Origin of the sequence: Hydrogenimonas cancrithermarum, assembly GCF_030296055.1 — a bacterium.
GTDB lineage: Bacteria > Campylobacterota > Campylobacteria > Campylobacterales > Hydrogenimonadaceae > Hydrogenimonas > Hydrogenimonas cancrithermarum.
In genome coordinates, this window is record NZ_AP027370.1 from 2040457 (window position 1) to 2059062 (window position 18606).

Annotated in this window: 11 protein-coding genes and 1 tRNA gene; all 12 read right to left on the reverse strand. The window is 52.4% G+C overall.

What is annotated here, in order from left to right:
• Positions 1-36 precede the first annotated feature (36 nt).
• Positions 37-7713, reverse strand: coding sequence for a LamG-like jellyroll fold domain-containing protein (locus QUD54_RS10450; RefSeq protein WP_286336678.1), 7677 nt, complete (start codon positions 7711-7713; stop codon positions 37-39).
• Between the two features lie 322 nt (positions 7714-8035).
• Positions 8036-8126 (reverse strand) — tRNA-Ser (locus QUD54_RS10455).
• Positions 8127-8172: 46 nt separating this feature from the next.
• Complete coding sequence (locus tag QUD54_RS10460) at positions 8173-8316, reverse strand: hypothetical protein (RefSeq protein WP_286336679.1); 144 nt, start codon at positions 8314-8316, stop codon at positions 8173-8175.
• Positions 8317-8583: 267 nt separating this feature from the next.
• On the reverse strand, positions 8584-9270 hold the full coding sequence (gene pyrF / locus QUD54_RS10465; protein ID WP_286336680.1) for an orotidine-5'-phosphate decarboxylase: 687 nt from the start codon (positions 9268-9270) through the stop codon (positions 8584-8586).
• Between the two features lie 30 nt (positions 9271-9300).
• Positions 9301-9984 (reverse strand): hypothetical protein, encoded by a 684-nt coding sequence (locus tag QUD54_RS10470; RefSeq protein WP_286336681.1) that lies wholly within the window; start codon positions 9982-9984, stop codon positions 9301-9303.
• Between the two features lie 4 nt (positions 9985-9988).
• Entirely contained in the window at positions 9989-11950 is a 1962-nt protein-coding gene (acs, locus tag QUD54_RS10475; RefSeq protein ID WP_286336682.1) for an acetate--CoA ligase, read from the reverse strand.
• 18 nt (positions 11951-11968) lie between these two features.
• A complete protein-coding gene (locus tag QUD54_RS10480; protein ID WP_286336683.1) occupies positions 11969-12580 on the reverse strand; it encodes a 3'-5' exonuclease in 612 nt (203 codons plus the stop codon).
• The gene (locus QUD54_RS10485) at positions 12580-14388 is read right to left on the reverse strand and encodes a DUF294 nucleotidyltransferase-like domain-containing protein (RefSeq protein WP_286336684.1); all 1809 of its coding nucleotides are present in this window, start codon (positions 14386-14388) and stop codon (positions 12580-12582) included. The genes QUD54_RS10480 and QUD54_RS10485 overlap by 1 nt, the downstream gene beginning before the upstream one ends.
• 128 nt (positions 14389-14516) lie before the next feature.
• Positions 14517-16163, reverse strand: coding sequence for a cation acetate symporter (locus QUD54_RS10490; RefSeq protein WP_286336685.1), 1647 nt, complete (start codon positions 16161-16163; stop codon positions 14517-14519).
• Entirely contained in the window at positions 16160-16492 is a 333-nt protein-coding gene (locus QUD54_RS10495; RefSeq protein WP_286336686.1) for a DUF485 domain-containing protein, read from the reverse strand. Before QUD54_RS10495 ends, QUD54_RS10490 begins: the two co-directional genes overlap by 4 nt.
• Before the next feature lie 12 nt (positions 16493-16504).
• Complete coding sequence (locus QUD54_RS10500; RefSeq protein WP_286336687.1) at positions 16505-17812, reverse strand: OprD family outer membrane porin; 1308 nt, start codon at positions 17810-17812, stop codon at positions 16505-16507.
• 128 nt (positions 17813-17940) lie between these two features.
• Positions 17941-18600 (reverse strand): response regulator transcription factor, encoded by a 660-nt coding sequence (locus QUD54_RS10505; RefSeq protein ID WP_286336688.1) that lies wholly within the window; start codon positions 18598-18600, stop codon positions 17941-17943.
• Between the last annotated feature and the right edge of the window lie 6 nt (positions 18601-18606).

Consider the following 18606-nt stretch of genomic DNA (forward strand, 5'->3'; position numbering starts at 1 on the left):
AAACTTGGAGCCGTCGTTAAAGACGGCCCAAGAACATTATATTTTTCCTATTTCGGAAACCTTCAGTGCACGGTCATAGAGGCGAATTTCATCTAAAGTCCCGTTAAAATATCCCCCCATCTCTTCGCTTTCCGGAAGCGGTGCCGCTCCGATGTAGAGCGGTGTTTTCGATCGGATGAACTCGCTTCGAATTTCGCTTCTTCCAACGGCTTTGCCGTCGACATAGAGAGTGAAGTACTCACCGTCGTAAGTGATGGCCACATGGATCCACTCTTTCGTTTCCGGAAGTTCGTAACGGAGTTCTATCGGCTCTTCGTCCTCTTCGAGATAGACGAAGGCCACGATTTCGCCCTCGACGATTTTGACGCCGTAGGGCCCCCACTCGCCTCGGGTCACCAACTGCCGTACACTCTCACCAGGTTCGCCGGGAAGGAAGTGGAAGGAGAGGGTCAGGGCTTTCGGATCGAGTTCTGTGTCGTAAGGGACCTCCAGATAACCGCTCTCTCCATCGAAGAGAAGGGCTTGACCACGGTACCCCTCTTCACACGTCACTTTGCCGTGGATACTTGCAGGGTGTTTCCCCGACGCATCTCTCCCCTTGCAGTCGTCGAAGTTCCACCATCCTACCAGGGAGGCGGGAGGAGCGACTTCGATATGTATCCGCTTCCAGCCGCCCCCGTTGGATTCACGCATGACGACGGCTTCGTAGCTGCCCGGATTTTCGTAGGTATGGGTGGCGTCGTGCCCCTGTGCAGAATCGAATTGGCCGTCTCCTTCGAAATCCCACAGATAGATTCCCACATCGGACGGTTCGGCATGGAACCTGACGGTCAGAGGCGCCTCTCCCTTTTCCGGTGTTGCACTCACGCTCTCGAGCGGTTCGAAAGGCTCTTCGAACGCTTCGTCGATGTCGTGCATCGCAGTCTCGACCTCTTCGGGTCGAAGAGCGTAGGTGTAGAGTTTCACTTCGTCGATGTATCCTTTGTACAAGGAGGAGTCGTTCGTTCCGTCGAAACCGAGGTAGATGGGACCTTCCATCTCTCTAAGTTTCTCCGGTGCCGACATTTTCGCCGCCACCTCACCGTTTTGGTAGAGGGTGATCGTTCCATTCTCGTAGGTGATGGCGAGATGGGTCCAGATATTTTTCGGAAGGGCGACCCCTTCGGCATAAAGAGTCAATTCTCCCTCTTCGGACGTGACGTACCAACGTGGTTTACCATCCACGATTTTCAATCCGAAGGGTATCGCAGAAGCGTCTTCACCCTTTTTAAAAATTCGCGTCGTAAACCAGAGGATCGCGTGTTCTCCTTCGAGCTCCGAAGGTTCGATCCAGAGAGAAACCGTGAATGGCCCGTTCGAAGTGAATCCCCCGATGGCCGGGAGTTCGATGTAGTCTTCGTCCCCATGAAGGTAGAGTGCCTTGTCTTTCGGTGCCTCCTCGATGCAGAGGGGGTTTCCATCGATCTCTCCGTCGCGATTTTCGCCCGAACGATCTTTCGCATCGCATTCCGAAAAGTTCCAATAGCCTGTCAGTTTCGCATGGCGTACAATATCGAACCGTACCGGTTCGCTCTTCATAGATTCGTGGTCGCTGTCGAAACGCTGTTGAAACGAGATATAGAAGGTATCGTGTCCGGCAGGCGGCGTGAAGCGGATGGTATCGTTCGCATCGAGCTCTCCTTTTTGGACGACCGACGTACATTCGCCGTCGAAACAGATCTTGTACTCTACCATTCCCCTCTCTCCACGGCAACCTTTCCAGAGATTTTCGAAAGAGACGGGTATGTTCACGCTGCCGTCCTCAGCCTTCTCGTAGGATGAGGCGAGTGACGGTTCGGGGGTATAGGATGCGAACCGGTCCGCTTTCCAGAAGCTGAAACAGCGCGTTTCGCTCCAGGGGCCTGGTGCCACAGTATAGGAGAAACGGGCGTGCCAGTACCAGTCTCCTTCACCCACTTCCGGCGAATAGTGGAAGATCCCCTTGGCATCCATTGCCTCATCTTTGGCGTTCCATGCGCTGATGCTGCGGTCTACGGTGAAGTTCTCATCTCTCGCCCATTCGTACTGTATGGCACGAATGGCGGAAGTGTTTACATCCTCTTGCGGCATCACCAACAGTTCGAGGGGCGAAGAGATCGCATCGTCGAAGAGGATGGCGCCGTCTTCGGGAGCGATAGGGATGCCCGAAGGCGGTGGGATGACCTTGAAGATGTGATCGTCGTTTTCGTCACCGAACTGGAGAGTCTCACCATATCTGGAAACCGCTTGAACGCTGAAGTTGTAAGTTCCCGATTCTACGGGGGTGAAGTACCAGATGGCTCTCCCATCTTCCGAGACATTGGCATCCAAGACGGTCGTGGTGCCGTTGTGCGAGATGGCGAGGCGGGCGAAGGCGATGGGGTCGCCGTCCGGGTCCACTAAATTCGCCGCGGTGAAGACGAGCTCCTGCCCCTCGATGATCGTCTGAGTCGGGGAGGGTCCCGCTATATCCTCGTCCCTCGGCATTCGGGGAACGCAGTTGACGACGGTGAAAACCCCCGCCTCTTCCTGATGTTCCGCATACCAGTCGCGTTCGAGGCCGGCACCGTAGATATCCTTTCCGAGGGGCTCCACATAAGAGGTGCCGTACCCGGCTTGCGAAGCATCGTACTCCGCCTCCATCCAAAGCGATGGAGATGGGTTTTCGACGGTAACGTTGCGTTCGATGGAAAGCGAAGGATATTTGGAGAGGAGAAAGGTCGCCCCGGAAATCGCGTCTGAGTCGGGGTCTTCGAAATGGAAGCGGATCTTGATCCGTTCGTCGATGCAGATATGGATGTTTTCGCCCAACGTTTTCATGTTTTTTCCGTTGAGATAGTATTCGTGATCGTCCGGAACCGGCGGTCGGTTTTCCACGACGAAGGATCGGGGGGCGCTCCAGTCGCTCCAGACACCGTTGCATTTTGCACGGGCTCTCCACCAGTAGCTACGGCTGTAGGGTTCGCTGTCGAGCGTCGGAAGTGTCGTATTCCATTCTCCTTCCGCCAATGGTCCGGATGACGTCACGTCGGAGCTGAAGTCGCTTTTCGGTGCATATTCTATCACGTAACTGTCAGGGAGTGCGTCCGCTGTCACATTGGGCGTGGTGATACGGAAGGATACGATACTGTGATGTGAAAATCGGACACCATCGGCAGGGGTGGTGAGCGTGGGAGTGTCGGGGACGAGTTTTAGATGTACGATGCCACTGGAGACACGATGGATCGTTCCGTTGGCGTCTTCGAGCGAATAGATGATCCGGATGTAGAAATTTCCGCATTGATAGTCGTTCCAATATGCGGTATCTTCATCCAAGCTGTAGAGCGTCTGACTGAAGATCGTCTCTTCTTCATCGAAGTCCGGAGCGGTGGCGATCTGCACTTCCGCACCTTCGATGTATTCGATGTTTCCGGCGATTTCAAAAGCGTATCCCTCGGCGAGCGATGTGTAACGAACGCTCGCATCGTCTCCTTCCACTTCACGAAGTACAGGATCGCCTGCCGTTTTCACCCAGTACGAGATATAGACGGGGAGCTCGAGGTGGTAATAGAAGGAGACGGTGTTGCTCCAGCCGCTTTCCGCCACACCATCGGTCGCTTTCGCCCGCAGATAGTATCGGTGTCCCCAGGATAGGTTGTCGGGCAGATGGAAAGTTGGGGAGGAAATCGTCATCTCGATATAGTTCGTAAATGTCGTATCTTCGGAAATCTGGACGACATAGGTGACAGGATCTCCGTCGTCATCGGTTGCTGAGAGAGTGAGTGTGCTGTTTTCGTCCAGATCGAGAATATCCGTGGCAGGTAGGGAGAAGGTAGGTTTAGAGGGTGCTTCGTTCAATCGTTCGATGGTCAATGTATCGATTCCGTAGGTACCGCCGCTGCCGGCGATACAGGCGATATGAAGTTCACCGGTGATGGCGGGACGAAGTTGTAAAGTATTGTTTGCCATGGCGATTACGGTCGCGATGGTGTTTCCGTCGTAGAGGAGGGCGTCCGTTCCTTCCACTTTTTCGCCTTCGATATACCACGATACATCAGGCGAGACACCATCGGCAGTGGTGACATCGCACGTGAGGGTCGAACTCTCTCCACTTTCGAGGGAACTTTTGTCCGCACTCATCTTCACGATGACGTCGGGTTTGAGGTTCACGTTCTGGGTCGCGATACTTTCGGCGCCCGAATCGTTCAGGAAAGGATCGCTCGCCACGGTCCACACTCCGTAGATGAAGTCGGCCTGGAAAGCTCCTCCGTAACTGAGTTTGACCCCTTCGTCGAAAGAGACTTCGATGGATGCAGTGAAGGGGTAGCTGAGCGTGACTTCGGGATAGATGCCCGCATGGTCGAGATAGGGGACCGTGGTATCGTTTCCTGCGATGTTCTGAATGATATTGAAAAGGGCTTCGCCGTTGATGGAGAGGGCGGGTTTCCACTCCATCGTCTCTTCGATCGAAACCGCCTCTTCACCCTCCGCATTCTCTCCGATTTCGAGGCCGAAAGAGAGGCTCATACGCTTGGCCATCTCTCTGTAGAGGTTTATGAGGTTCGAATTGTCGGTATCGCGCATCTTCTCTATGAGCTGAACGAAAGTGTCTTTGAAGATCAAAGCCGCCTGCTGCATCGGGTTTTGGTGCAGTAACGCGGCGGCGGGATCACCGCTTTGTGCACTCTCCTCCACCGCTTTTTGCAGCGTTTTGCCCACGCGCTTCATCGGTGAGAGGAAAAAGGTGTCGATATCGTAGGTGTCGAGAACGACGGCGACGGAGTCTGCGAAGAGCCCCAGATCCCAACTCAATCCCGCTTCGACGCCTATTTTGAGGTTAGCGTTGGCGCCGCCGGTTCCTGTGCCGCCCGCACCGACTCCTACGCCGATTTCCGGTTCGAACGAGATGCCAAAGGAGATGCTTTGCGCGATTTCGCTGAGGTTGCTTTCGTCGAGAGCCTCTTTGATCCCCGCGGCATAATTTTTGAGGAAATCGATGAAGAGTTTGTCGTCGGCAAATTGCATGATGCCCGCTTGCACCCCTTCATCGAAAGCTTCCGTGACCAGCCCCATGTTCTCTTTGGTGGCGTTGAACTCCTCGAGGACGATGTTTTTGAGAAGCTCCAGCGTGCCTGACTGGAGATTCAGCGGGTCGATGCCCACGGAGAAGCTAAGCGCCGCTCCGGCCTTGCCGCCCAGTAGAACATGGTAGTTGAACTCCACCCCTATCCCAGCAGACGCCGAAACGGAGATATCGGGATGGGTTGTGGCCGAGATGTCCAACAGGTTTCCACGGAAAGGTATCTTCAGATCGGCCGTGATTTCCGGGAAAGCGGGGCAGCTTTGCTGCAGATGGTTATAGAGTGCCGTGAGAGAGTCCTCTCCCTCCATCGGGGGTACGACTGGGGAGAAGGGGTCGAAGGTCATTCGCAGACGACCATCGCTGCCGGGGAGAGGAGTCACGAGGAACGTGCTTTTCAGGCTTTCTGAAGAGAGGAGTGTGTCGAAACAGAGGGTCGAGGTACTCTCGGCGTCGCACGGCGAGTCGGAGGTGCTGTTCTCTTTGGCGTAGAAGCGTATCTTCTTTTCCGATGCCTTGTAATCGAGTGCGGTGGCGTAATCGGGAAAACTTTGCACGAGCAGATTGAGTTTGTCGTAGAGCCAGACGATCGGAAAATCACTCCCGACTTTCTCGTTGAATGCATCCAGATAGCTTTTGCAGTAGCTGATCGTATCGAATGAGACATTTTGGACGGTGGAACCTTTTTTGAGACTCAGGTAGGCCGTTCCATCGGAAATCCAGAGTTTGATCCGGGCGTCTTTGGAGGGGTCGGGCGCGATTTCGGAGATCATGGTGTCGATATTCCCACGGTAGCTCTTGAAGAGGTCGACGACATCTTCGAGGCTCTTTTTCTTCTCTTGTAGCCGGGAGAAAGCGTAGTCGAAAAACGCCTTGACGTTTGTATCCCCTTTGGAGAGGAAATTGCGAAGGTCGTGCATAAGCCGGTCAGGGTCGGTGGCCGTCGCGACGATGTTGCCCGCATTTTCATAGACCGATTTGAGAGAGTTGTACCGGTTCTTTATCTGAGACGCGATGGCGCTGTAGTCGTCGAGGTTCTCCACTGGATTGAGGCTTTTTACCTTTTTGACGAGACTTTTGAAAGTTTTGAGCAGGTCGAGAATATCATCACCCACCAATGAAACGAGCGTTTCGATGGCCTGTTCCAGTGCGCTCATTCCTGTATCGGCCACCTCCTCTCCCGTTTCAATGATTTTGCTGACATACCCGTTAAATGTTCTCCATACCCCTCTTGTCGAAACCATTCCATAAGATCTTCCACTCGCTTTCTCTTCCTCAAAAACCGGTACTTCCAGCAGCAGTCGTCTCTTTTCGTCCAGATGCAGAATGGGAAGCACCTCCCGAATCTCCCGGGGGAGAGCCTCGGAGAGGCTCTCAAGTGTTTTGCTTCCGATGGGAACGGAGAGAGTGTAAAGAAGCGGTGTAGGAGTCCCCTCGAGCCGATGAAGAGAGATACTCTGTTTCTCGTCGCGGTGGGAGATGGCGGTTCTTCCCCTGTCCAGGGCGATATGCAGGAGATAGCCATCCGATGATGGGTTTTCGCTGTAGGAAAGAATGGCGGGTGCGCCGCCGATGAGAACGATGCCAAGGAAACGGTCGCTTTCAAACAGCTTGTCGAGATAGTTCTCTTTCCATTTCGCGATGGCGTTGGGGCGCATCAGTACGGCATGCAGGAGTTTGCCGGAGAAGTTACGCAAAGAAGAGGTCCTCCGTGTTTTCGTTTCGTAGGAGGCTTCGACCGTTTCGATGACGTTTTCGGACTCCTCTTCGAGCGTTTCGCGTAACGTATCGTCGGGAATCGATTCGATGTCAGTTTTCGCCACTGCCGAAAGAGTGGAACGATTTCGCAATTTCTCTTCGATATCCGGCAAAACGGTGATCCCATGACGTACGGTTACACTTCTTCCATAAGGGTCTTCCACTTCGGTGACGACGACGTAGTGCCCCTCTTCGGGGTATTCGAACGAAACTTCCGGATTTTTTTCTTCGGTTTCACCTGAATGTTCCGCTTCGTCGGCGCTCCAGTGGATTTCTTCGGGTGAAAAGAGCGACTTTAAGGTGAAAGTCGGCGACTCCCCCTTTTTAATGAAGTCGGGCCCTTCGATCGAAGCGAGAGGCACCCCCGTTTGTGTCGTGATTTTGAAGACGACGTCTTTGCCGAGCATCTTTCCGTCTTTCGATGTGGTCGCCATGGATACGAGAGCTTTGTATTCCGCTCCCTCTTCGAGAAAATCTTTTGGAACGAAAATAAGCTCCATACTGTCGCTGGAGAGATAGAGCCGGCCTTCCACCTCTTTGCCATCGCGGTAGAGCCGCAGCCAATCGCTGGTGAGAGGCGTGTAATCGTTTGGTCCGGTTACCGTTTTCTCCCCGTAAAGAGCGAGCGATCCGTTTTCATCCTGTTTCAACGGTCTGGTGAAACCGATTCGAATCACCTGAGAAGGAGCGATACTCCGATATCTCGATTCCAGATCGGCTTTCGTTGCGGCGAGGTCAAATTTTTCCCTGTTTACTACGCTGCTACCGCCTTTCACCTCATGGCGGTCGAATTCGCATCCGCCCATCCAGCCTATCATCAGAATGGATAGGAAGAGCATGAGAATTGTCGATCCATAGTTTTCTATCACTCTCTTCATCACCGCTCCTTTTTGGTTATATTCGCTTCAAATTTAACATATTGTCACGCAAAATTAATAAAAAAATAATTAAATCAACAATATCAATTATTTTATATCCATTTAATAATTTATTTGAAAGATAGAGTTAATCAACGTATGCATGATGGTTTGATTGCGCTACGCTGCTGAAGAGTTTACGATGAATATGTTTCCTATGTGAATCAGCGGTACAAAGATTTTGACAAGTCGATTCAGGTTTATGTTTAGTTAAGTCGGGGTAGGGAGGGGGATTTCGTTTTTTTGATTTTGTGGCTTGAAATGCCCATTAATAGGGGGTCTGTGGCGGACAGGGAGGGATTCGAACCCTCGGTACCCGCAAAGGTACGCACCCTTAGCAGGGGTGTGGTTTCAGCCAGCTCACCCACCTGTCCTTGAAGAAGTGGATGAAATTATAGCGGCTGATTCTTAATATACGGCTTAAACGGCTTTGTATTCACCCGATTTCAGGATGTTTTCTAGAAGTTTCTGAAGCTGCTCTACCATGGCCGAGTTCTGGGTTTTTGCCTCTTCGATTCGTTCTTTGAGCTTGACGACGAGTTCGACTTTGTCCAAAATTTTCATCACTGCTCCTTGCAATTCGTATTCTGGCTGCTTGAATGGTTTGCAACCTGTAATAAAAATCAAGCAAGTTTCGTTCCTTCTTTCGCTTTTTTCCAACTCTTCATGATATTTGGATACAATGGCACAAATAAAATTTCTTAGGAGTTTGGATGTTTCAAAAGTATGCCCCGTTGGTTTTTGTCATACTCTTTGCACTCTTTGTAGGTTGGATGATCTGGGGAATGGAAACGGCAGTTCCACAGGGGAACTGGTAAAAAAAGCCGCCCTTTACAGGGCTTGAAGAATTTTTTCGACTATTTCCGCCGGTTTGTCGGCTTTGTAAACGGGACGGCCGACAACGATGATGTCGACTTTCTCTCTCTTTGCCGTCTCGATATCGGCGACCCGTTTCTGATCGTCGCTCGCTTCTCCAAAAGGACGGATGCCAGGCGTAAGTGTTAAAAATGCGTTGTCTGTTTCATGTTTGATCATACTGCTTTCATAAACACTGCATACCACACCGTCCAGTCCCGCCTGATAGCTTTGGAGTGCGAACTGTTTCGCTTTCTCCTCGATATCGGCTCCGTAGATCTCTTTGAAACTGTGGTAATCGAAAGAGGTGAGGGCCGTCACCGCCAGTACCAGGGGCCTCTTCTCAAATTTGTCAAGCCGCTGCATAACCGTTTGCATCGCTTTTTTCCCGGCACTTGCGTGAATGTTGAACATATCGACATCCATCTTGGCGATCTCTTCTGCGGCATCGGCCATTGTATTGGGAATGTCGTAAAGTTTGAGATCGAGAAAGATTTTGAATTCGGGGTTGATCGCTTTTACTGCGTCCAAAAAGGGACGGCCGTCGCGAATGAATGTTCTGAAACCGACTTTCAGCCACAGGCCACTGTATGACCCAAGCTCTTTTGCGAGTGAAAGATTCTCCTCTTCAGTCGGCAAGTCGAGTGCTACGCAAAGCTGCATGGTGCGTTCCTTTTTTGCAAAATTATACCATCAATCAAGGGAACGGAGGATGTAATGGAGCGTGTGCACAGCGTTGCCGACCGGAATTTTCAGCGTGAATTCTCGACACCCATTTCCCGGCTTTTTGGGGAATTCGACGACGAGATAACCCACTGTCGTCTTATGCGCTCCGAGAAGGTTTTTGTTCGGCATTTTGTAATAGGTCAGATCGTTTCTGATTTTTTGGTAGATAACGGTGAGCTCCCGTTCGGTATCGAGAATCGTTCCGTTACTCTCTTTGTAGTGTTTCGAAAGAAATCTGTGTAAAATTTCATCGTTCTCTTTGAAATTGATCATCGGCTTTGCACAGTCTGGACGTTTGAAATAATCGGGCATCATTTCGAGCGGCATCAGCTTGATCTGTTGTCCCGGATTCTCGAGGCGAATTTGATTCCATTTTATTGTAATGGGCTTTTGCGTAAGGTTTTCGACGGCGATGGCTAGAACACCCTCTCTTCGGCATGCTATGGGATTGTTGATGACGATTGAGGAGACGATGGAGTTCTCTTTTTTCGAAGAATAGATATAGATGCCATCATGGTAGCGGAGCGTTTGTCCATTGGTTGGTGACGGGATAATGAAGGAGAAAACGACTTGCTTTTTCTCCTCTTTTTTCTCGTTGCATCCTGTAAAAAACAGTATTGCAATAAAAAGACCCGTCACCAATTTTTTCACATAATTATCCTATAACACAGGTTTGAATCCTCGCGACGATACTCGGATCTTCGAGTGTCGAGATATCCTGCTTGATCTCCTCGCCTTTGGCGATGGCACGAAGAATTCGGCGCATCACCTTGCCCGAACGCGTTTTGGGAAGGCCTGGAACGACTTTAATTGTATCACATTTTGCGATGTTTCCGATCTCTTTCGCGATGACCTGGTTGATCTCTTTGGCGAGTTCCGCCTCTTCACCGAAGCTGTCTTCGACATCTTTGAGGACGACATAGGCGAAGATACTTTCACCTTTGATCTCATCCGGTTTTCCGACGACAGCGACTTCCGCGACGTGTGGATGCTTTTTGATCGCCGCTTCGATTTCAGCCGTTCCCATACGGTGGCCGGAGACGTTGATGACGTCGTCGACCCGGCCTGTAATTGTGATGTAACCATCTTCGTCGACAATGGCGCCGTCGCCCGAGAAGTAGACGGGTTTGCCATCTTTTTTGGCATCGCCGAAGTAGGACTTCACGAAACGATCGGGATCGTTCCAGATCGTGCGGATCATACTCGGCCATGGTTTGGTGATGCAGAGCAGTCCCTGCTCGCCCGTTTCCAGCGGATTGCCGTCGCGATCGATCACTTCGGCCATGATGCCCGGCAATGGGAAAGTGGCGCAACCCGGTTTGATCGGTGTCGCACCCGGCAGCGGACTGATCATATGGCCACCCGTTTCGGTTTGCCACCATGTATCGACAATGGAACAGCGGCCGCCGCCGATTTTCTCGTAGTACCATTTCCATGCCGGCGGGTCGATCGGCTCGCCAACGGTTCCGAGGACTTTAAGGGAACTCAAATCGTACTTTTCAGGCTCGTGTTCGCCCATTTTATGGAGTACGCGGATCGCCGTGGGTGCAGTGTAGAACTGGTTGATCTTGTACTCTTCGACCATTTTCCATGCGCGTCCCGCATCCGGATAGGTCGGAACCCCTTCGAACATCACGGTCGTTGCACCCATTGCAAGCGGTCCATAAACGATGTAGGTGTGTCCGGTGATCCACCCGATGTCGGCTGTACACCAGTAGGTGTCGTTCTCCTTGACGTCGAAGACCCACTCCATCGTCATCTGTGCCCAGAGGATGTACCCCGCCTGCGCATGCTGAACGCCCTTCGGCTTGCCGGTGGAGCCGGAAGTGTAGAGCAAGAAGAGCGGATCCTCGCTCTCCATGGCCTCTGGCTCGCAATTGTCGCTATCCAAATCGATCAGTTCATTATAGCTGTAGTCGCGTCCTTCTATCCATACGACATCTTCGTGGTTGCGCTGGACGACGAGTACTTTTTCGACGCAATCGCACCCCTCTTCGAGTGCCGTGTCGACGACCGGTTTGAGCATGTAGGGTTTGTCTTTTCGGAAGGCCCCATCGGCGGTGATGACCACTTTCGCCTCTGCATCGATGATGCGGTCGCGAAGCGCCTCGGCACTGAAGCCGCCGAAGACGACCGAGTGGATAGCACCCAGACGTGCACATGCCAGCATCGCGTACGCCGCTTCGGGAATCATCGGCATATAGAGCACGACGCGGTCACCTTTTTTGACGCCGAACTTGTTTTTGAGAAGGTTCGCGAAGCGGTTGACGTTGCGGTAGAGCTCGAGGTAGGTGATGATCTGCTTGTCGCCGCGGTCTCCTTCGAAAATGATGGCCGCTTTGTTCTTACGGACCTCGAGGTGTCGGTCGATACACTGGTAGCTGACATTCAGCTTGCCGCCCACGAACCACTTGTAAAAGGGTGCGTTGGATTCGTCCAGTACCTGCGTGTAGGGTTCGAACCAGTCAATCTTCTCTTTCGCCCAGTGATCCCAGTACCCCTCGTAATCCTCTTTTGCCCAGTTCATCAGGTCATGGTATTCGCACATATTCTTGATGCGGGCTTGTTTGGCGAATTCACGGTTTGGGTAGAAGACTGGTTTTTTCTCTTCACTCATTCTTTTCTCCTTCTAGATTTATAATTTTTTGACGTGTTTGAGTTTGATATACATCATGGCGGTCATGATCGCGTCGTTGAGTGCATCATGCTTGCCAAGCTTTGGAATATCCAGCGTTTCGATTATCGTATCGAAACGCAGATCGACATGCCCTTGAGGTATTGTGCCGATTTTTTTATCATAGTATAGCGCAGAAACTTCTATTAGTTGATTGGGCAAAGTCACACCTAATTTTGGTTTGATCCACTTGTTGATCATCGCAACATCGAATTCGAGATAGTAGCCGACCAGCGGCCTTGGGCCGATGAATCGCAAAAAACGGTCCATCGCTTCGTCTGGGTCGAGTGCATCTTCCATATCGCATACCCTGATCTGGTGGATCTTGATGCTCTCTTCGCTGATGGCCCGATCACATTTGACTTTGATATACATCTGCGAACTGGTCAGGATGCGGTTACCTTTGACTCGGACGGCACCGATCGAGATGATCTCGTCTTTTTTAATATCGAGTCCTGTCGTTTCGGTATCGAAAACGACGACTTCATCCTTCGGCGGGGTATCGAACAAAAAAGCGTACCTCGGCTCTTTCAGCAGCTTTTTCATCCAGTTGCGTTTGAGTCTTTCGAACATTATCCCACCATGTTGAGCCTGAAGTGGTAGCCGATGAAATTTTTCAGCTCTTTCACCACCTTCAGTGCATCTTTGAGCATGTCACGCTCCAGTTTGCTGAATTCCTGCAAGTTTATGGAGTTGTCGGGCGCCTTTCCCTGGGCAAGGCGTGTCAGTTTCCCTTGCAGGATGAAAGTCAAAATGACATCGAACGATTCGATCAGCTCTGTCGCGAATTTGCGATCGATCAGCCCGATATCGTTGAGCCGTTTGATCCGCTCCACCGTCGGGGTCGCCTCGATTTTCTGTTCGAGTGCCAGGGCGCGTATGCCGTGCATCAAGATGAAACTACCGCCCTTTTTGAGGTCGATCTGCTCTTTTCCGAAGGTCCCCATCCATCCCAGCGGTATTTCGAAATTTTCGACCGCTTTTGCGAAGATGGCAAGTGCCGTCGGGTGGTTGCTCATGCGTTCGAAAAGGTAGTGCCGCAGTTCGGTAACCAGTTCGGTATCGCCTGAGACACAGCGGGCATCGAGGAGGATGGCGAGCTTCATCATCGCTTCGCCTTCGGGCATGTCGACCCAGCTGTCGATATTTTTCTTGAACGCATCCAGCGGCATGCACCACTCGGGGTTGTTTACCATCACGCGACCCGGACACTGCGGAAACCCAAGCGTTTTCAGTGCGTGGCTGAACGCGGCCATCTTCTCTTCGAGGCCATCGGCCCGAAAACCGTTTTCGATGACGAGCCCGTTGTCCTGATCGGTTCGGATGATCTGCTCTTCGCGCCCTTCGCTGCCCATCACCATCAGCGCTACATGTGAATGCCACGCTTTGGGTATGACCAGTTCGAACACCTTTTCGAAGACTTTGGTATTCAGTTCGCTGACGATACGTGCGATATAGCGGGACTTGACCCCTTTGTTGTGAAGCGACCGGACGATGTTGACGAACCCCTCCGTGACGGTTCTGAGCTCTTCTACCGAGTGTGCCTTTTCGATTTGTACACTCAGAAGATAGGAGTGGTTGGAGAAGTAGCTGAGCAAGTCGATCTGCTCGATGATTCCGCAGATTTCGCCATTCTGGGTGACGGCCAGGCGTTTGATGCCGTGACGCGTCATCATGAGAAGGGCGTTGAAGAGGAAATCGTCGCGTTCGATCGTTACAAGCCCGTATGTCGCGATTTTCCCTATGGGTTCATCCAGTGATACGCTGCCAAGGATCACGCGTCGTCTCAGATCGGTGTCGGTCACGATACCCGTCTGATTTTCATGCTGTACCAAAACCGCCGCCGCTTTGGCGGTCTCCATTCCAGCCACCGCTTTGCCGATGGGTGTGGAGCCTTCGACAATATAGGGTGCGTGGATAAAGATGTCGCGGATGCGGGCTGTCAGAAATTCGGTGAACTCGGTCTGCCGGCTCTGTTCGCGCAGTGCCTGGATACGTGTGGCGATATCTTCGAGATAGAAGGTTTTGAAGGCTTCGTTGCTTTCGAGCAGTTCCATGAAAAGATTTTTTGGCAGTTCATAACAGAGCAGCTCTTCGATGACACGGTAGGTGCGTGCTTCGCATTTTTGTAGAAGTTCGGAAGCACACAGCGTATCGAGCGTACCGAAATATTCGATGTTACCTTCCCCGTCACTCGTTTCGACACTCCCTTTGATGATCATGTAGAGGCGATCGACCTCTTTGGATGCATCGCAGACGACTGAATCTTTGGGGTAGTAGGCGATATCCATCGCCCCCAGCACCCGTTCCAGCTCCTCGCTGGTGAGAGTGTCGAAAGGGTGAATGGATGCGAGAAAGGCTTTCTGCTCCACAATGCTCATGCAAATCCTTTGAATTCTGGTGAGAACGTTAGAGGGTGAGAAGGCAAGAAGGTTTGTTTTGAAAAGTACTTCTTACCAGGCCCACAGCGCCGAATCACCAAGCGAAGCAAGCTCACCCTTTCACCCTCTTAATGCGACACGGCACCTTCGGCTCCGATACCTGTTTGAGACCGAATATCTTGTGCTTCGAACGCTTCACGCTCTTTCTCGGCATCAGCACTCTTGTCGGTGATCGAGAAAAACCAGATTCCGATAAACGCGACCGTTACACTGAAGAGTGCCGGGTACTTGTAGGGGAAGACCGCCTCTTCGAAGCCGAAGATCTGCTGCCAGACGATCGGCCCCAGGATTACCAGCATCACCGCTGTCGCGAGCCCCAGGCTGCCACCAATGACCGCACCGCGTGTGGTGAGGTTTTTCCAGAACATCGAAAGGAAAAGAACCGGGAAGTTGGCCGATGCCGCGATGGCGAAGGCCAGACCGACCATGAAGGCGATGTTCTGTTTCTCGAATGCGATCCCGAGGATAATCGCGACGATACCCATTGCGACGGTTGCCATTTTTGAAATGCGCATCTCCTGCATCTCGTCGACTCTGCCGCGTCTGAAGACGTTTGCGTAGAGGTCGTGGCTGATTGCCGAAGCACCCGCCAGTGTCAGGCCCGAGACGACCGCGAGGATCGTCGCGAATGCAACCGCCGAGATGAAGCCGAGGAAGAAGTTTCCGCCGACTGCGTGGCTGAGGTGGATCGCCGCCATGTTGTTGCCTCCGATGATCTTACCGGCCGCGTCGAGGTATTGCGGGTTGGTCATGACCATGACGATCGCGCCGAAACCGATGATGAAGGTCAGAATGTAAAAATAACCGATGAAACCGGTCGCATAGAAGACCGATTTACGCGCCTCTTTGGCGTCTGCGACGGTGAAGAAGCGCATCAGAATATGCGGAAGACCCGCCGTACCGAACATCAGGGCGATACCGAGGCTGATCGCGGAGACCGGGTCGCTCACCAGACCGCCGGGGCTCATGATCGAATCGTGGGTCGGATGAATCTCGACCGCCTTGGCGAAGAGCGCTTCGAAGCTGAAGCCGAAGTGCGCCATGACAGCGATCGCCATGAATGTCGCACCCGAAAGAAGGAGCCCCGCTTTGATGATCTGTACCCATGTCGTCGCCAGCATGCCGCCGAAGGTGACGTAGAGGATCATCAGCACGCCGACCAGGATGACCGCCAGTTCGTACGGAAGGCCGAAGAGAATCTGGATCAGCTTGCCCGAACCGACCATCTGTGCGATGAGGTAGAGGGTGACAGTCGCGATCGATCCAAGCGCTGCGAGTGTACGGATCGGGGTCTGCTTGAGGCGGAAGGATGCGACGTCGGCGAAGGTGTACTTTCCGAGGTTTCGCAAGCGCTCAGCGATCAAAAAGAGAATGAGCGGCCAACCGACCAGGAAACCGATGGAGTAGATGAGGCCGTCATACCCTTTGAGGTAGACAAGGCCCGAAATTCCCAGGAAGGATGCCGCAGACATGTAGTCGCCCGCGATCGCCAGGCCGTTTTGAAAACCGGTGATGCCGCCGCCGGCGGTGTAGAAGTCTTTGGCCGTTTTGGTGCGCTTGGCGGCCCAGTAGGTGATACCGAGTGTCGCCGCCACAAAGACCAGGAACATGATGATGGCCGAAATGTTGAGCGGCTGTTTCTGGACTTCGCCTTCGATGGCGCCGCCCGCGAAGAGCGTCAGTGACGAGAGCGCGAGAATCAACAGTTTGTTCATGAAGCATCCTTTGCAAGCTCTTTTTCGAGTTCCGCTTTGACTTCGCGGCTCAGATCGTCGAACTCGCCGTTGGCGCGTTTGACATAGATGCCCGTCAGGGCGAAGGCGATGACGATGATGGCGACACCGACAGGAATGCCGATGGTCGTCACTTTGCCCTCTTCGAGCGGAATGCCCAGCAGGTGCGGATCGAACGCGATGGTGAGAATGAACGCGTAGTAGACCACCAGCATGATGATGGAGAGGGTCCACGCGAATTTGCTGCGTTTCTTGACCAGCATCTGGTATTTAGGATTGTTTCTGATATGTTCTATCATCTCTTTGGTCATGACGACTCCTTGTTAAAAGTTATAGTTTACAATAACACGGTATTCATCCCAGTCGAGATCCTTTTTGAAATCTCTCGGGAAATTGCCGCGCAGACGAAGCTGCAGGTTTTCGACATCGGCCGGATAGTACTTGATGTCGAATCCGCTTTCACTTGCGGTCCATGCCGTGCCGGTGACATAGGGGTTGTTCTCTCCGATGTCGTAACTGCAGTAGTAAAGTGTGGCATTGGCGTTCAGGCCGAAGTTTTTGAAGTTGTAGTTTCCGGCCACTTTCCATGCATCGGTATCGGCAAAGAACTGATGGCGCGTTACCATGCCCTGTGTAAATGCCGGCATGCCACCCCATGTTGTGAGGATGCTCGAACCCAGTTGGTTCGCACTGTCGGAGCCTGTGGTCGAATAGGCAACGTAACCGCTCAAAACGTTGTACTTGGCGGCGAGTTTCAGACCGACATAGTCGCTGTCGACATCACCGGCCAGGCTGTCGCCCACATCGTTTTCATGAATATACTGCACGGACGCTTTCATTTTGACGTCGCCGTTCATCAGACAGTTCCAGCCGAAGTCTCCCTGAAGATATAGGATATTCATGATATCGTGAGCATAGTAGTCCCATGCCTGCAGTGAGAGGTTTTCGATGCCGTTGTATTTGGCGGCAGCGAGAGAGACGCCGTCGGTTTTTTGCCCGATGGCGTATTCGCCCATGTCTGTAAATTCGCCCGTATCGGCATCGACATAACTGTAACCGGCCGTCGCAGCCAGTGCTCCTCCACTGTAGACATTGGCAAAGGTTCCTGCGGCGAATTTCGTGATATGTGCCGCGATGAGGGTCGTATCTTTCAGATCCGTGTTGGTCAGAAGATAGGCTTCGAACATATTGGGAAGCATACGGGCGTCGTCGCTTCCGGCCATCGGCGTGTCGAGGCGCTGGCGTCCCGCTTTGAAGATGGTGTTTTCGTAGTTGTATTTGAGGTACGCTTCGCCGAGGATCGTATAGCCTTTGAGGTCTTCACCGAAAAGTGACGGGTCGAGAACTTCACCCGGAAGATTGTCGGCTCCGATGCCGAAGTGGTTGGTCGTGTAGAAAGCGGCACCGGCACTGAAGCCGTAGTAGGCACCCGTTTCAAATTTCAGATGTCCGCCGGCCGCCAGGGAGGTCCTGTGTACCGTGGCGATGCCATCGTAGTCTCTGTCGAGATAGAAAGCGCGGAATTGTCCGCTTAGTTTGCCGTCGCTGAACGCTTCCGCGAGTGTATCGGCACCGAAGGCTGTGGTCCCGATTGCCGCAGCGGCTGCGAGTGAGATAAACCGTTTGATCATGCTTACTCCTTGTAAATAGGTACAAGGCTATGCTACGAAGTGAACGTAGCGTGAACGTAGCATTTGGTTTTGGAGGATAAAATCGGGATAGATAGATCGTTAGCTGTGCAAAAATGTAACACAAAGTATCATGTTCGCTCGATGCAGTAGCCAACGCCGCGGATATTGACGATAAACTCCTCTTTGAGGCTTTTTTTGAGACGGCTCACCTCTGCGCGTATGACGGCGTTATCGATGATGGCATCGTCCCATACGTAGTGGCGTAACATTTCGAAGTCGACGACACTGCCCTGATGAATCGCCAGCAGCCGGATAATTTGCATCTGACGCCTGGTCAACGCCACCGGTGCATTGTCGAAAAGAAGCCTTTCTCCCGCTTTGTCGAAACTGTAGCGTGCACCGAGGCGGATGTGCTGTTTGTCGCGGATACCGAGAAGCTGGTCGATCTTTTTGATATGCAAAAGCAGTTCAGGCAGATGAAACGGTTTTTTGAGGTAGTCGTAGCAGCCCAGCTCGTATGCCCGCGCGATCTCCTCCATGCCGCGCATTGCGCTGATGAAGATGGCGGGGGTCTGGATCTTGGCGTTTTGTAGTGTTTCGAGGAACTTCAAGCCGTCGATGTTGGGAACATTGATATCGAGAATCAGCAGATCGAATGGCTCTTTTTCAACCTGTTCGAGTGCCGCGTTTCCTTCGAAAAAGGGGACGACTTCATGATTGTGTGCCTCCAGAAACTCTACGATCGCATCGTTTAGCATGGTTTCGTCTTCGAGAAGCAGTATCTTCATTTCTAT

Excerpts from the sequence above, each read along its gene's own strand:
- pyrF (WP_286336680.1), bottom strand. The coding sequence starts at position 9,270 with ATGCAGCTTTGCGTAGCACTCGACTTGCCGACTGAAGAGGAGAATCTT.
- QUD54_RS10500 (WP_286336687.1), bottom strand. The coding sequence starts at position 17,812 with ATGATCAAACGGTTTATCTCACTCGCAGCCGCTGCGGCAATCGGGACC.
- QUD54_RS10495 (WP_286336686.1), bottom strand. The coding sequence starts at position 16,492 with ATGACCAAAGAGATGATAGAACATATCAGAAACAATCCTAAATACCAG.
- QUD54_RS10490 (WP_286336685.1), bottom strand. The coding sequence starts at position 16,163 with ATGAACAAACTGTTGATTCTCGCGCTCTCGTCACTGACGCTCTTCGCG.
- QUD54_RS10450 (WP_286336678.1), bottom strand. The coding sequence starts at position 7,713 with ATGAAGAGAGTGATAGAAAACTATGGATCGACAATTCTCATGCTCTTC.
- QUD54_RS10460 (WP_286336679.1), bottom strand. The coding sequence starts at position 8,316 with ATGAAAATTTTGGACAAAGTCGAACTCGTCGTCAAGCTCAAAGAACGA.
- QUD54_RS10485 (WP_286336684.1), bottom strand. The coding sequence starts at position 14,388 with ATGAGCATTGTGGAGCAGAAAGCCTTTCTCGCATCCATTCACCCTTTC.
- QUD54_RS10505 (WP_286336688.1), bottom strand. The coding sequence starts at position 18,600 with ATGAAGATACTGCTTCTCGAAGACGAAACCATGCTAAACGATGCGATC.
- acs (WP_286336682.1), bottom strand. The coding sequence starts at position 11,950 with ATGAGTGAAGAGAAAAAACCAGTCTTCTACCCAAACCGTGAATTCGCC.
- QUD54_RS10480 (WP_286336683.1), bottom strand. The coding sequence starts at position 12,580 with ATGTTCGAAAGACTCAAACGCAACTGGATGAAAAAGCTGCTGAAAGAG.